Source organism: Halomonas alkaliantarctica (assembly GCF_029854215.1).
Taxonomy (GTDB): Bacteria; Pseudomonadota; Gammaproteobacteria; order Pseudomonadales; family Halomonadaceae; genus Vreelandella; species Vreelandella alkaliantarctica_A.
The window spans coordinates 1,049,975-1,064,178 of record NZ_CP122961.1 but is presented as its reverse complement, the minus strand read 5'-3'; the positions used below and the strand labels follow the sequence as shown (position 1 = coordinate 1,064,178).

The window sequence follows — 14,204 nt, the reverse complement described above, 5'->3', positions numbered from 1 at the left end:
CTTAACCTCCCGCTTCTACGCTAGAGGATTGACTGCGCATGGCATGATCCTGACTAGCATGGTTATTGGTGACATGACCTGATTCAGCCGCTTGATCGGTAGCGTGAGCGCTTTCACCATCGTGCGAGTCAGCATGATCGCCGCCCATCTGGTGATCGCTACCCGTATGGAAGCTTTTCACAATGCTTTCATATAGCGACGGCGAAACAGCCGAGAAGTACTCCACCGGGTTCGATTCGCTGGGTTCCGCCAGCGCCTCATAACCTTCGGGATAGGTCAGCGTTTGTGGAGCACCGCGTACTGTTTCCACCCAAGCGTCAAAATCGGCGGGCGTGGTCACTTTGGCGTCAAAGGTCATGCCGGAGAAGCCTGCGCCACTGTAGTTGGTGGAACGACCTGGGTAGATGCCGATTTCATCGGCGATGAGGTGTACATCATTATCCATGCCCGCCATGGCGTAGATCTGGCTGCCGAGGCGAGGGATAAAGAAGGCATTCATCACCGAGCCGGAACTCACCCGAAAGCGCACCGGCGTATCCACCGGGAAGGCCACTTCATTAACGCTGGCCACGCCCTGCTCGGGGTAGATAAACAGCCACTTCCAATCCAGCGCCACGGCCTGTATTTCGATCGGCGCCACGTCGCTTTCAAGCGGCTTGTGCGGGTCAAGGCTGTGGGACGTTTTGTAGGTTAACAGGGCAAGCACGGCAATGATCGCGCAGGGTACGATCCACACCACTGCCTCGATCACATTGGAGTGCGCCCAGTCAGGCATGTATTTAGCCATGTCATTACTGCGGCGATAGCGCCAGCCAAACAATAGCGTCATGGCAATAACAGGAATAACCACAATCAACATTAGGCCAAAGGCGGTCAGGATCAGCGTGCGCTGCTCAGCGCCAACCTGGCCTTTTGGGTCTAGCAGCGCTGAACTACAACCTGCTAGAAACAGACACAGCGCAAGGAGCACTAGTGTGCCTCGCCTGCGCCAAAGTGAGCGTCGTTGCATGGGGTGATCTCATCCAGGTTTTAAAAAAACAGGTTGATTAGAAACTAGCCAGACACGCCAGCTAGTAACCTAGCAGGCTAACTACCACCTCATACTCTTCCCAAAGCATGCTCATAAGAACGCTGTTAAAAAACGTTGCTAAAAAAGTGCGTATAGCAGTGAGCGTCATTGCTCCGGGAAAAATATGCGTCGCCGAATGGGAATTGGCGACGAGCCCTGCTGGCCCAATCACAAAAGTGTTGGATCAACCAAGACTAAAGTATTTTCCATTGATCGAGATCATGAAAGAAGTGGCGCATTGCCGCACCCAAGGTATTGACAGGTATGGCTATTGGGAAAGTCGCTTACGCCACTGTGACTGAGGGGACCACTATCTCCGGTACAGAGCGATCATTGTCTTTAAGCAGTTGCGGAGCGCCCTCTTCGTCGGTGACCACCACATCAAAGTCGTCAAGTGCGGCGAAGTAGGCGGGCCGTACTACGCCGAACTTGCTGGCATCTACCACTAGCAGGCGCTGTATGGCGGTGGCAATGGCAGCCTGTTTAGGCGCGACTTCGTGAAAGTGAAAGCAGCTCACTCCACGCTCTAAATCCACCCCTGCTGCGGAGATCAGCGCTTTATTAATACCTAGCCGTTCGACAGCGGCGGCCATATTGTCGCTGCCAAACGACTGTGAGGTGGCATAAAACAGCCCACCCAGTAGCACTAAGCGCACATTGGGGAGTGCGGCGACGGCATTGGCAACATTAAGCGCATAGGTCACGACCGTCAGCTCATGAAAATGACTTAACTGGCTCAGCAATGGCATCAGCGTCGAGCCGCAGTCAACAAACAGCGTATCGCCCTCTTCTATGTAGGCTATCGCACGCTGACATAGACGATATTTTGTTTGATAGTGGCTCGCCTGCTGTTCGGTTAAGTCATAAATAGGCGTTACGCCGGGGTAATTTGCCATCACCAGGCGCCCACCCAGCAGGCTAATAGCGGTGGGTTGGGTAGTCAGATCGCGGCGAATGGTCATCTCAGAAACATCGCAAAGCTCTGCAGCATCGCGCAGATGAAGGGTGCCGCCTCTGGCAAGCGCTTCCTGAAGTTTTGCGAGGCGCAGCGCGCTACGGCCATTCATGGTGGGCATCTCCTTGCAAACCCTCTCTCTTATCGTATTGATAGACAGCATTCATTTCTATGCTGCGCGAGCGGCGACGGAATTTCCACTGCTATCTTTCCACTTCTTTATTGCCACTGCCACAACGGTTTTTGTCGAGCCCAGCGACCTTATTTGAACCATGTGAGAGCCATATGTCATTTAAATAGCGTTGATGTGACAACTATTGCAAATCAACGTTAGAAAAATAACACTAAATGTTATAATTTTAACATTAACGCCAGCCCGCACGACTATAACCCCGGATAGCCAAACTCATATGGCTCCGCGATAACCCTTGTTGAGGCTCTCATGACTGCTCGTACACACTCTCACATCCCTTCGTCTAAAATCGCGCTTGCCGCTGGCGTAATAGGGGCAATGCTGACTACGCCACTAATGGCAGATGAGGCTGCCCAGCCGCATCCCCTTGATCGGTTGTGGTCATTCGCCAACGTCTCTGTTAACTATCTGGACTGGTCGAACGGCACCGAAGCACGCACCGCGTCTAACGCCGCGAAAAGCGACTTTATGTTTCTCGAAATCGAAGGTGGCGCTGGCTTTAGCTGGGGCGAATTTTACGGTTTCTTTGATTTCGAGAACCCCACCAATGACCAGTTCGATGAGTCCAGCGGTGGCAAGGACAACTTCCGCACTGCGGGTAAAATAACCTCGCACATTTATCTGGGCGACAGCCCGCTGTCGATTTACGCCCACCTGTATGACTTCCGCGATTACGGTTATGAAAGCCGCGAGCAGGATCAGATTCTGGGTCTAGGCTACCGGACCACCTTTGATAACGGTCTATGGTTTAAACCCTTTATTGGTGCGGCAAGGGTACAAAGTAACAGCTATACCGGCATGAACGGCTTTATGGCCGGCTGGGTCGCGGGGTATGATTTCTCGGCGCTCAACCAGAACTTCAGCGTCACCAACTGGCACGAGCAAACGTTTGGCCGTGATGATGAGTATCTAGAGCAGAACTATATAGGCGATAAAGCAGGCAGTGTGGGCACTAACGGTGCACTGAGCCTGTGGTGGCATCCAAGTGATTTGATCACCACCGGTATTCAGTATCGCTACTCTGAAAACAAGTTGGGCACCCCCGATGATTATCAGAATGCGATGATCTACTCCGTCAAGCTCAACTTACTTTAATCGATTTAGGAGCCTCTGATTAACGTAATGAGCGCAGGCTAGACAAGGCAAAAATCAACGAAAAGGCGGAGTTTACTAGCAGTAAATGAGCACTTTGAGGCGATTTTTAACGCAGTATAGGCAAGCGCAATAGTTAATCAGAGGTTCCAGGACTCGAAGGATCTCCCTATGACACTCCTTATGAGCTTGGTGGGCATGATCACCCTGGTGGCCATCGCCCTGATCTTCTCTTACGACCGTAAGTCTATCCGGCTACGTACCGTGCTGGGCGCTTTTGCCATCCAAGCAGGTATCGGTGCCTTTGTACTTTATGTACCCTTTGGTCAGGCCGTGCTGCAGGCCATCTCCTCCGGCGTTAGCCAAATATTGGTGTATGCCAACGACGGGATCGGCTTTCTGTTCGGCGGCTTAGCCGATGTGGATAACGTCGGCTTTGTATTCGCCATCAAAGTACTCCCGGTCATTATCTTCTTCTCCTCGCTAATTGCAGTGCTTTATTACATCGGCATTATGCAGTGGGTCATTCGTATCCTCGGCGGCGCCCTGCAAAAAGCGCTGGGCACCTCACGCACAGAGTCGCTCTCCGCAACGGCAAATATCTTCGTCGGCCAAACCGAAGCGCCGCTAGTGGTGCGTCCGTTTATCGCCCGGATGACGCCGTCGCAATTGTTTGCGGTGATGTGTGGTGGTTTGGCGTCTGTCGCCGGTTCGGTGTTGGCGGGTTACGCTGCATTGGGTATTCCCATGGAATACTTGGTGGCGGCTTCCTTTATGGCAGCGCCTGGCGGCCTGCTGTTTGCCAAGTTGATCATGCCCGAAACCCAAGACGTTACTGACAGCGACAGCGTTTCCAAGGTCGAAGAAGAGATTGACGCCCAGGAAGATAAGCCCGCCAATGTGCTGGACGCCGCAGCATCCGGCGCTACATCAGGCTTAATGCTGGCCGCGAACGTGGGCGCCATGCTGCTTGCGTTTATCGCCCTAATTGCGCTGATCAATGGCATTCTAGGTGGCGTTGGCGGCTGGGTAGGCTTTGACTCGCTTAGCCTGGAGCTGATCTTGGGCTGGCTGTTTGCCCCGCTGGCCTTCCTGTTGGGTGTACCCTGGGAAGAGGCTACTCTGGCTGGCTCCTTTATTGGCCAAAAATTAGTGGTCAATGAATTTGTCGCCTACATCAACCTAGCGCCTTACATTGATGGGGAACAGGTGGTGGCTGCGACGGGTCAGATGATGACACCGCATACCATGGCGATCCTCTCTTTCGCGCTGTGTGGCTTTGCTAACCTCTCCTCCATTGCGATTCTGCTTGGCGGTCTGGGCAGCATCGCACCTACCCGCCGTAAAGAGATTGCCCGCTTTGGTGTCAAAGCCGTATTGGCCGGTACACTGTCCAACTTGATGTCGGCCTCGATTGCTGGCTTCTTTATCGCCCTAAGTAACGCCTCTGCTTAAAGCAGCGGGGTTGACTGAAGGTGACGGGCACTGCGGCTTTATCCGCAGTGCCCGTTTTTATCTTTTACTGATTTGTGAGAATCCCATGACTGCGACCGCCTCCCCCCATATTGTCCAAGCCGCCCGCCAAGCACTCACCCTCATGGATCTGACGAGCCTGAACGATAGCGACACTGACAGCACCATTGAAGCGCTGTGTCAGCAGGTGAAAACGCCCTTTGGCACTCCTGCTGCCGTTTGCGTCTATCCGCAGTTTATTGTCACCGCCCAGCGTGCGCTGACTGCTCACACTCTCAATGACCAGGTAAAAATCGCCACGGTCACCAATTTTCCCGACGGCGGTGACGACATCATGGGCGCTGCCCGTGAAACCCGCGACGCGGTCGCCTCTGGTGCCCACGAAGTCGATGTCGTCTTTCCCTACCGCGCACTTATGGCAGGCGATGAAGAGACTGGCCTCGCGTTGGTAGAAATGTGCAAAGCCGCCTGCGCGGGCCAAGCGCTGCTCAAAGTGATCATTGAATCCGGCGAACTCAAAGAGCCTGCGCTGATCAAACGCGCCAGTGAACTCGCCATTGAAGGCGGCGCTGATTTTATTAAAACATCGACCGGTAAAGTAGCCGTGAACGCTACGCTGGAAGCCGCCGAGATTATGCTCAAGGCCATCAAGGCGAGTGGTAAAGACGTTGGTTTTAAAGCAGCGGGTGGCGTTAAAACAGCCGAGGATGCAGCGGAATACCTGGCCCTTGCCAATGACATTATGGGTCAAGGCTGGGTAACCCCCGCGCACTTCCGCTTTGGTGCCTCTAGCCTGCTGGGCAATCTGCTGGCGACGTTGACCGGCAACACCAACGCGGCCACTACTGACGGAGGTTATTAATGTCTACCAACGCCACTCAACACTCCCTGCTCCCGCAGGAGCTGATTCGCCTAAAGCGCGATAACCAGCCGCTGCCCGCGGAAGAGATTAAAGCCTTTGTGCAGGGCATTGCCGATGACCGCATCAGCGACGCTCAGATCGGCGCCTTCACCATGGCGGTATTTCTCAACGGCATGAGCCGTGAAGAAGTCGTTGCGCTGACCACCGCTACCCGCGATTCCGGCCACGTGATGCAGTGGAGCGACCTCAACCTGCCCGGCCCGATTGTCGATAAGCACTCCACAGGTGGCGTGGGCGATTTGGTTTCGCTGGTGCTCGGCCCCTGGGTCGCCGCCTGCGGCGCCTTCGTACCGATGATCTCCGGTCGTGGCCTGGGCCACACCGGCGGCACCCTGGATAAGCTCGAATCGATCCCCGGCTATGACCCCTACCCCGCACCAGAGCGTTTCCGCGAGGTGGTGAAATCCACCGGCGTGGCGATTATTGGCCAAACGGGTGATCTCGCCCCCGCCGACAAGCGCATCTACGGCGTTCGCGATGTAACCGCCACGGTAGAATCGATTCCGCTGATTACAGCCTCTATTCTAGGCAAGAAGCTGGCCTCCGGACTGGATGCGCTGGTGATGGACGTTAAAGTCGGCAGCGGCGCCTTTATGCCCACGCCGGAAAAATCCCGGGAACTTGCCAAAAGCATCGCCAATGTGGCCACCCAAGCGGGTACGCCGACGACCGCCCTGCTCACTGATATGAGTCAGCCGCTGGCCCCTTGCGCCGGTAACGCGGTGGAAATCGTCGAGACGCTGGCGCTGCTGCGCGGCGACCGCCCCAACAGCCGCGTGATGCAAGTAACCCGCGAGCTGGCAGTGGAAATGCTGATGGCGGGCAAACTCGCAGGCTCACGTGAAGAAGCGCTAACCAAGCTTGAAAAGGCGCTAACCTCCGGCGCGGCCGCTGAAGTGTTCGCCCGCATGGTGCGCGAGCTCGGTGGCCCCAGCGACTTTATGGAGCGCTCAGAGCACTACTTGGCCAAAGCTGAAGTGATTAAGCCGGTATATGCTGAGCAATCAGGAATCGTCCAGCGTATTGATACCCGTGCTGTAGGCATGAGCGTGGTGGAACTGGGCGGTGGTCGCTTGCGTAACGATGCCAGCGTCGATCACAGCGTCGGCTTCACCGACATCGTCGAGATTGGCGAGAGCGTGGATAGCCAGCGCCCCATTGCCATGGTGCACGCCCGCAGTGAAGCCGCCGCCGAGCGCGCCGCTGAGCAGCTGCGCGCCGCATTTACCATTGGCGAAGGTACCGCCAGCGCCGACACCCTGCTACAAGACACTTTCCGTGGAGAAACCTTATGAGCCGCGCGATTGTATTAGTCCTCGATTCGTTTGGCATTGGCGCCGCCCCGGATGCCGCCACCTTCGGCGATGAAGGCTCCGACACCTTGGGCCATATCGCCGACGCCTGCGCCCGTGGCGAAGCCGATAACGCCAACCGTTCAGGCCCGCTGAAGCTTCCCAACATGGCCAAGCTGGGGCTATTTCACGCCCACCGCGATGCCACGGGCAGCGTTGCCGAAGGCGTCACGCTGCCGGAAAACCTGGAAGGCGCGTACGCCCACGCCAAAGAGATTTCCAGCGGCAAAGATACCCCCTCCGGCCACTGGGAAATCGCCGGTGTGCCTGTACGCTTTGACTGGGGCTACTTTCTGGATAAAACCGACAGTTTCCCCCTTGAGCTGCTCGACGCCATCGTCCAGGAGGCCGATCTCACCGGGGTGATTGGCAACTGCCATGCGTCAGGCACCGAGATCATCGCCCGCCTGGGTGAAGAGCACATCGCTACCGGCAAACCCATCGTTTATACCTCGGCGGATTCGGTGTTCCAAATTGCCGCCCACGAAGAGCATTTCGGCCTGGAGCGGCTATATAAGCTGTGCGAAACCGTCCGCGAGCTGCTGGAGCCTTACAACATCGGTCGCGTCATTGCGCGTCCGTTTATCGGCGAAGACAGCAACACCTTCGCCCGCACCGGCAACCGTCGCGACTACAGCGTTGAGCCGCCCTCAGCCACCGTGCTGCAAAAGCTTGCAGATGCCGGTGGCGAAGTGGTCTCGATTGGTAAAATTGCCGATATCTACGCCCACTGCGGCATTACCCACAAGGTAAAAGCCAGCGGCCACGATGCATTGATGGACGCCACGCTCAAAGAGATCGAGCGCACCAGCCAACGCGACGAAGGCGAGCGCGCCATGATCATGACCAACTTTGTCGATTTTGACTCGGTCTATGGCCACCGCCGGGACGTGCCGGGCTATGCTGCCGCACTGGAAGATTTCGACGCCAAGCTGCCTAAGCTGCTGGCTACGCTAAGCGAAGATGACATGCTGATTCTCACCGCCGATCACGGCTGCGACCCCAGCTGGCACGGCACCGAGCACACCCGCGAGTACATCCCCATTCTGGTACACGGCCCCGGCTTTACCCCCGGCCCGTTGGGCGAGCGCGGCACCTTTGCCGATATTGGCCAAACCCTCGCCGACTTTTTCCTGCTTCCGGCCATGGCCGATGGCAAAAGCTTTCTTCCTGAAGCCGCTTAAAGGAGATATTTGATGGCTACCCCGCATATTAACGCTGCCCCCGGCGATTTCGCTGATACCGTGCTGATGCCCGGTGACCCGCTGCGCGCCAAATACATCGCCGACACCTACCTGGAGAACGTGCGCCAGGTGAACGACGTGCGCAATATGTTCGGCTACACCGGCACTTACAAAGGCCGCGAGATTTCCGTGATGGGCCACGGCATGGGTATTCCGTCGGTCTCCATCTACGCCAAAGAGCTGATCACCGACTACGGCGTTAAATCGCTGATTCGTGTGGGCTCCTGCGGCGCGGTGCGCGACGATGTCAACGTGCGCGATGTCGTCATTGGCATGGGTGCCAGCACTGACTCCAAAGTCAACCGCATGCGCTTTAACGACCACGACTTCGCCGCCATTGCGGATTTTGAACTGACCCAGCACGCGGTTGCTGCCGCCAAGGCCAAGAACGTGCCGGTCAAAGTGGGCAACATCTTCTCAGCGGATCTGTTCTACAACCCGCAAACCGAAATGGCTGAAATGCTCAAGCGTTACGGCATTGTCGGCGTCGAGATGGAAGCTGCGGGCCTTTACGGCGTCGCCGCTGAATTTGGCGCCCGCGCCATGACGATCTGTACCGTATCGGATCACATCCTGAAAGGCGACTCGCTCTCCAGCGCCGACCGTCAAACCACCTTTGACGACATGATGCTGATTGCACTGGACACCGTACTTCGCGACGACGCTGCCCGCGCCTAGCACGTTGAAAAGAGAACGTTGAAAAGAGCGCGTTGAAGCGGCCAAAAGGAAAAGTGATGGAACAGGTATCAGAAGAGATCGTTCAAACCTTGTTAAGTGCGCGGGCTAACGCGTATGTGCCCTACTCCGCGCACCCGGTAGCGTCAGTGATAGTGGCCCCCGATGGTCAGCAATTTGCGGGCACCAACGTCGAAGTGGCGCACTACAAAGGCCTGTGTGCCGAAGCCTCGGCCATTTCCGCCATGATCACCGCCGGGCAGCGCCAGTTGGCGACGGTCTACGTGATGGGCCCTGGTGATCACCTTTGTACCCCCTGCGGCGACTGCCGTCAGCGGATTCGCGAATTCGCCACGCCAGAGACGCAGATCAAGGTACTCTCCGGTAGTGGCGAATTGATGAAAACCTACACCATGGAAACGCTGCTGCCCGACGCCTTTGGGCCAGAGCAGTTGCCGCCACGCTAAGTCAACCCGCTTGGCCTTCAAAACCAGCCCCAACGTGGGCTGGTTTTGTGCTTTTATTGCTCGTACTCTTAGAAACAACGTGTTGCTTACGACGCAATGTGCCGAATAGAGCACAGCACCTACTTAGGAGAATGCCATGGCTGGTTTACTGCCCAACGTCGATCCCGACGGCTTGCTTGAATACTCGGTGGTCTACACAGACCGTTCGCTGAATCACATGTCACAGCAGTTTCAAGGTGTGATGCGGGATATTTCAGCCACGCTGAAAGAGGTGTATAACGCCCACGCAGCGGTAATTGTGCCCGGTAGTGGCACCTTCGGTATGGAAGCGGTGGCGCGGCAGTTTGCCGTTGATCAAAAAACCCTGGTCATCCGCAACGGCTGGTTCAGCTACCGCTGGACGCAAATTATCGAGATGGGCCGTTTAACCGATCAACACACGGTGCTTAAAGCACGACGACTCAATGCAGATGACCCGCGCTCGCCTTTTCAGCCGGTGCCCATTGATGAGGCCGTCGCGCAGATTAATAACGAAAAACCCGCGGTGGTGTTTGCCCCGCAAGTCGAAACCTCTGCTGGCTTGCTGCTTCCAGATGACTATATTCAAGCGCTCGCCGAAGCCACTCACCAAGTAGACGGCTTGTTTGTGTTAGATGCTATCGCCGCGGGCACCCTGTGGGTGGATATGCAGGCACTCGGCATTGATGTGGTGGTGAGTGCGCCGCAAAAAGGTTGGAGCGGTTCGCCCTGCTGCGCCATGGTAATGCTTTCCGAGCGGGCTACACAGCGCTTGAGCGACACCCAGAGCAACAGCTTTGCCTGCGACCTAGGCAAGTGGCACAGCATCATGCAAGCCTATGAGAACGGCGGACACGCCTACCACGCCACGATGCCTACCGATGCACTGCGGCAGTTGCGAGATATCATGCAGGAGACCCGCGCCTACGGCTTTGCCAGGGTAAAGGAGGAGCAGCAAGCGATTGGCCGGGAAGTCCGTGCCATGCTTAATCGCCACGGTTTTGCCAGCGTTGCTGCGGAAGGCTTTGAAGCCCCAGGCGTGGTGGTGTGCTACAGCGACGATAGTGGCTTAGTGGGCAAGCTTGCCCAAGCGGGCGTGCAAGTAGCGGGCGGCGTACCGCTGATGTGCGATGAAGGTGATAACTTCCAAACCTTCCGCATTGGTCTGTTTGGCCTAGATAAACTGCACCACACAGAGCGCAGCGTAAACAGCTTGGAGCAGGCAATTAAAGCAGTGTTTTGAGAGGGTGTTTAAGAAAGCAAAGAAGGTAAAGCCCGCTATTTTAAGCGGGCTTTAGGTCACATATAGCCCACACCCCGTGGCATCATGCCCAGATGGTTTTCGACTTGGGTGACCCCAGGCACGTTTTCCGCAGCAACGGTTACTGCCTGCTTCTGTTCAAGCGATTCAACCAGCCCCCATACCTCCACAGCGCCGCCGTCCACAATCACGCTAATGCCCTCAACGTGTACGCCGGTGTTATGCTCAACTTCATTGAGAATAGACTCCCGAATTTGACGATCATCCGTGGGCGACTGGGTCGGCGCCACTGCGGCATTGGCGATACCTTGGAGCAAGTTAGCGCGGCTAACAATGCCCACTAACTTGCCATCACGTAGCACAGGCACCCGCTTGATATGATGTTTTTCCAGCATTCGCGCAATGGTATGCAGCGGCGTGTTCTCTTCGACGGTCATCGGGTTCGGGGTCATGACCTCGTGAGCTTTACGACCATGGGACTTAACATAGTCGCCAGCATCCTTACCGGCGGTAAACAGCGATAACCACCAGGAGTCGCGATGGTCACCGTCGCCTTTTACTCGGCGCATTAAATCGCCTTCACTGACAATGCCAATCACCCGGTGCTCACTATCTACGACAGGTACCGCACTAATACGGTGCTTGAGCAGCAGTTGCGCAATTTCTCGCACTTGAGCATCAGGCCCCACACTCACCACTTTGGGCGTCATAATATCGATAGCTTGCATTGTACTCCTCCTTGCACTCAACCTTTAAAGACAGGGCCGCAAATGCAGATTAGTCTGCCTGTACTTTGAGACTAGTTCGGTGCAGGCAATTTGCCCATGCCAAGAGGTGATATCAAAGAACGCATTGAGGCTGCGTTGACCTAGCGCAGTTTATTGTCCCTTTCTTACTTGCCCTCCTTCACCACAGTGCTCTCTTCGACTTTCTCAACATCGACAATCCCCGAGCGGCTAACGACGACCTTCCAGCGGGCGAGATAGGGCGTATCCTCACTGCCGGTCTCACGAATCACCAAGTTGAACAGATGGCGACGCTCGACGCCCTCACGCACTGCCTGGCCATCTTTAAGACGGTAGATATGATGTTTTCCCTTACTCATTAGCCGCGTCAACATGGAAATATCCAGATTGAGCGTTTCGCGAGTGTGCTCGTAGCCGCTTAAAAAGCGCGTGGGCGACATACGTGAGCTCGAGCGGTAGTGCAGCACCACTTCTTCACGCTGGGCTACCGTACGGCGACGCATCTGCTGAATATCGTCACCCAGCGAAGCAAAACGCTTGTAGTCAAACCACTCCAATTGGCGTCCCACCACGGCATTGCGCGTGGGGTCTAAATACTGGCGGCGCCACTTGGGGCGGCCTTTACGCAACCAGCGCCAAAGGGTATTGCGCAAATCATCCTTAAACACCTCGCGCATGGCGTATAGCAGCGCCATGGCTAATACGAACAATGCGGTGATATCTCCCAAAGCATTACGCAGCTGCAGCACACCTAACGACACAAAGGCCATTACCACCGCCGTGGCTAGCGCTTTTACCGCTTTCTGCTCGCCGCCCCCCAGCTCCAACGCCTCCTGTTTCAGGGTGATCGGGTGCTCAATCAGGCGCCGCAACAAACGCATTTTATTCGACATTCGCGTGGGGTCGGCCATCACTCGCTCGGCGTTGTACTGTTGCTCACGGCGATACTCGCCCTCACGATGACATACGCTAATAAAACGTCGACGAATATCGGTAAACTCACCGCCGCGGGGCATGTGGGCCACCAGCGCCAGCAACTGCTGTTCGGTAAACCAGGAGAGGTAGTTATCAATATTGGCAAAGTACTTATTGAAGCTTTCATCATCGGGCTGGTGGCGACGCAGCCGCTTGAGAATACCGTCGCTTAGGTCGATCATTTCATGCAGCTGATCGCGTAGGGCGACGGCGCTCTCTTGTACCTCCCTGTTCTCTTCCCGCTCCTCTTGGCGGGCATGACGAAGCTTGTTGGCACTCACTAGCATTGAGCGGGTAGTACGCTCCATGGCTTCCACGTACTGGTAGGCGTAAAGACTTAGACTCAATCGGTATGAGTCGCTGCCGAGCCGATTGCGGCTGGCCAGCCGACTGTGCACCAGTGGCAGGAGATACTCATCACTGTAGTAGGTGCGCGAGACATTGATGGCAGCATGATAAAAGGCTTCTTCTGAGATAAGCTGGGTGCTTAAGCCCAGTTCGCCAGGCACAAAAAGATAGACGTCGAGGTTATGCGATGTCTCTTCCTTGAGCCGCCGGGTAAGACGCAGCTGAAAGCTGTTTTTACGCTCAACGTTGATCAACTCATCAATCTCCTACTCCTTTGCCTAACGTGATGATATACCATGGCTAAAATGATCAGGGTGCCGCATAAAGCCACCGCCCTCTGTTCACCTCTTCATCTGTGGAGCTAGGAAATGTCCATTGCCCGTTTTTCACCCTTTGAGCTGCTGCTATTAAAGAGCCGCAGCCAAGTGGATACGGCAACCCTGCTGCTGTTGGCCTGGGTGCTGGTGCACCGCCAACACGTATCGGAAGGTCAGCGGCGGCGCCGTTTGGCCCAGGTAACAGCGCAGTTTCGCCACGGGCATGAGCTGGGTCCGGTGATGAGTATTGCCCATAGCCAAGACCTGCAAGCGATCCAATTAGCCGCCGAGGTGATTCGCAAAGAGTGCGGCACTGAGCGCAGCCTTAGCGTTATTCATCAAGCGATAACCGTCGCCACCGATGACGGCGAGCTGTCGCTAGCCAACCACTATATTTTGCGTTTTTTGGCCGATCTACTCAGCGTTACACCGATGACTTTAAACACCCTGTTTAAAGAACTCACCGGCACCCCGCTTGGCAACCCCGAAGATCCTAGCCGCGATGCCTACTGGCAAACTCACGATCCAGATTACCATGCTCGCAAAGTACGCGAGGCTGAAGCCGCTGAGCAGCAACACCAACAGGCCAACGCACGGGCCGAACAACAGCAACAAAAGAAAGAACAGCGCCACCAACAGAAGCAGCAAAAACAGCAGGAGAAGCAGCAGCGCCAGGAACAGGCCCGCCAGGCGCGAGACCAGGAACAGCAGCGCCAGCGTGAACGGACACGCCAACAGGAGCAGGAACGGCAAAGGCAGCAACAGCAGCGTGAACAGGCCGAGCGCGAACAACGCCGCTCTCGCCAGCAAGACTATCGCCAACAAGAGCAAGGCAATCGCCAACAGAGACCCTCACCGCCACCACCCGACCGCACCACGCGTGCGCTTTCGGTGCTGGGCCTCACCCCAGGCGCCACCCGGATAGAGGTTCGCCACGCTTATCGGCGGATGGCGCAGCTCCACCATCCAGACCGCTTCTATTCGGAAAGCGAACAGCAGGTCGCCTTGGCTTCAGCGCGATTTCAGCGTATTAAAAACGCCTATGATTATTTGATGCAAACTTACTAAGACCATGCAACGCTAAAGGTTTTGCACTA

At 55.9% G+C, this 14,204-nt stretch carries 13 protein-coding genes; 9 read left to right on the top strand and 4 right to left on the bottom strand.

Features of this window, described 5'->3' with window-relative positions:
- Position 1: 1 nt before the first annotated feature.
- Entirely contained in the window at positions 2 to 1,009 is a 1,008-nt protein-coding gene (gene cyoA, locus QEN58_RS04710) for a ubiquinol oxidase subunit II (RefSeq protein ID WP_280106004.1), read from the bottom strand.
- Between the two features lie 344 nt (positions 1,010 to 1,353).
- Positions 1,354 to 2,136 carry a DeoR family transcriptional regulator gene (locus QEN58_RS04705; protein ID WP_280106003.1) on the bottom strand — a complete coding sequence of 261 codons (783 nt, stop codon included), beginning with the start codon at positions 2,134 to 2,136 and terminating at the stop codon, positions 1,354 to 1,356.
- Between the two features lie 330 nt (positions 2,137 to 2,466).
- Here QEN58_RS04705 and QEN58_RS04700 point away from each other — a divergent pair, with 330 nt between their 5' ends.
- The 8 genes from QEN58_RS04700 (at position 2,467) to QEN58_RS04665 (ending at position 10,703) form a co-directional block, all read left to right on the top strand.
- Positions 2,467 to 3,312: an outer membrane protein OmpK gene (locus QEN58_RS04700; RefSeq protein WP_280106002.1), complete on the top strand. Its 846-nt coding sequence runs from the start codon at positions 2,467 to 2,469 to the stop codon at positions 3,310 to 3,312.
- A 168-nt stretch (positions 3,313 to 3,480) separates the two neighbouring features.
- Positions 3,481 to 4,764, top strand: a complete 1,284-nt coding sequence (locus tag QEN58_RS04695) for a NupC/NupG family nucleoside CNT transporter (RefSeq protein WP_280106001.1) — start codon at positions 3,481 to 3,483, stop codon at positions 4,762 to 4,764.
- 85 nt (positions 4,765 to 4,849) lie between these two features.
- Positions 4,850 to 5,644, top strand: coding sequence for a deoxyribose-phosphate aldolase (deoC, locus tag QEN58_RS04690; RefSeq protein ID WP_280106000.1), 795 nt, complete (start codon positions 4,850 to 4,852; stop codon positions 5,642 to 5,644).
- A complete protein-coding gene (gene deoA, locus QEN58_RS04685; RefSeq protein ID WP_280105999.1) occupies positions 5,644 to 6,999 on the top strand; it encodes a thymidine phosphorylase in 1,356 nt (451 codons plus the stop codon). The genes deoC and deoA overlap by 1 nt, the downstream gene beginning before the upstream one ends.
- Positions 6,996 to 8,240: a phosphopentomutase gene (locus QEN58_RS04680; protein ID WP_280105998.1), complete on the top strand. Its 1,245-nt coding sequence runs from the start codon at positions 6,996 to 6,998 to the stop codon at positions 8,238 to 8,240. The genes deoA and QEN58_RS04680 overlap by 4 nt, the downstream gene beginning before the upstream one ends.
- A gap of 12 nt (positions 8,241 to 8,252) precedes the next feature.
- Entirely contained in the window at positions 8,253 to 8,978 is a 726-nt protein-coding gene (deoD, locus tag QEN58_RS04675; protein ID WP_008957683.1) for a purine-nucleoside phosphorylase, read from the top strand.
- A 56-nt stretch (positions 8,979 to 9,034) separates the two neighbouring features.
- The gene (cdd, locus tag QEN58_RS04670; RefSeq protein ID WP_341870835.1) at positions 9,035 to 9,442 is read left to right on the top strand and encodes a cytidine deaminase; all 408 of its coding nucleotides are present in this window, start codon (positions 9,035 to 9,037) and stop codon (positions 9,440 to 9,442) included.
- Between the two features lie 136 nt (positions 9,443 to 9,578).
- Complete coding sequence (locus QEN58_RS04665; RefSeq protein WP_280105996.1) at positions 9,579 to 10,703, top strand: aminotransferase class V-fold PLP-dependent enzyme; 1,125 nt, start codon at positions 9,579 to 9,581, stop codon at positions 10,701 to 10,703.
- Between the two features lie 56 nt (positions 10,704 to 10,759).
- On the opposite strand, the gene QEN58_RS04660 is transcribed toward QEN58_RS04665, so the two are convergent.
- Together QEN58_RS04660 and QEN58_RS04655 are read right to left on the bottom strand one after the other, a co-directional pair.
- Complete coding sequence (locus tag QEN58_RS04660; RefSeq protein WP_280105995.1) at positions 10,760 to 11,449, bottom strand: CBS domain-containing protein; 690 nt, start codon at positions 11,447 to 11,449, stop codon at positions 10,760 to 10,762.
- Positions 11,450 to 11,613: 164 nt separating this feature from the next.
- A complete protein-coding gene (locus tag QEN58_RS04655; protein ID WP_280105994.1) occupies positions 11,614 to 13,044 on the bottom strand; it encodes a hypothetical protein in 1,431 nt (476 codons plus the stop codon).
- 114 nt (positions 13,045 to 13,158) lie between these two features.
- Here QEN58_RS04655 and QEN58_RS04650 point away from each other — a divergent pair, with 114 nt between their 5' ends.
- Positions 13,159 to 14,175 (top strand): J domain-containing protein, encoded by a 1,017-nt coding sequence (locus QEN58_RS04650; protein WP_280105993.1) that lies wholly within the window; start codon positions 13,159 to 13,161, stop codon positions 14,173 to 14,175.
- Positions 14,176 to 14,204: the final 29 nt, after the last annotated feature.

Excerpts from the sequence above, each read along its gene's own strand:
- deoC (WP_280106000.1), top strand. The coding sequence starts at position 4,850 with ATGACTGCGACCGCCTCCCCCCATATTGTCCAAGCCGCCCGCCAAGCA.
- QEN58_RS04650 (WP_280105993.1), top strand. The coding sequence starts at position 13,159 with ATGTCCATTGCCCGTTTTTCACCCTTTGAGCTGCTGCTATTAAAGAGC.
- cyoA (WP_280106004.1), bottom strand. The coding sequence starts at position 1,009 with ATGCAACGACGCTCACTTTGGCGCAGGCGAGGCACACTAGTGCTCCTT.
- cdd (WP_341870835.1), top strand. The coding sequence starts at position 9,035 with ATGGAACAGGTATCAGAAGAGATCGTTCAAACCTTGTTAAGTGCGCGG.
- QEN58_RS04680 (WP_280105998.1), top strand. The coding sequence starts at position 6,996 with ATGAGCCGCGCGATTGTATTAGTCCTCGATTCGTTTGGCATTGGCGCC.
- QEN58_RS04660 (WP_280105995.1), bottom strand. The coding sequence starts at position 11,449 with ATGCAAGCTATCGATATTATGACGCCCAAAGTGGTGAGTGTGGGGCCT.
- QEN58_RS04705 (WP_280106003.1), bottom strand. The coding sequence starts at position 2,136 with ATGAATGGCCGTAGCGCGCTGCGCCTCGCAAAACTTCAGGAAGCGCTT.
- QEN58_RS04695 (WP_280106001.1), top strand. The coding sequence starts at position 3,481 with ATGACACTCCTTATGAGCTTGGTGGGCATGATCACCCTGGTGGCCATC.
- QEN58_RS04665 (WP_280105996.1), top strand. The coding sequence starts at position 9,579 with ATGGCTGGTTTACTGCCCAACGTCGATCCCGACGGCTTGCTTGAATAC.
- QEN58_RS04700 (WP_280106002.1), top strand. The coding sequence starts at position 2,467 with ATGACTGCTCGTACACACTCTCACATCCCTTCGTCTAAAATCGCGCTT.
- deoD (WP_008957683.1), top strand. The coding sequence starts at position 8,253 with ATGGCTACCCCGCATATTAACGCTGCCCCCGGCGATTTCGCTGATACC.
- deoA (WP_280105999.1), top strand. The coding sequence starts at position 5,644 with ATGTCTACCAACGCCACTCAACACTCCCTGCTCCCGCAGGAGCTGATT.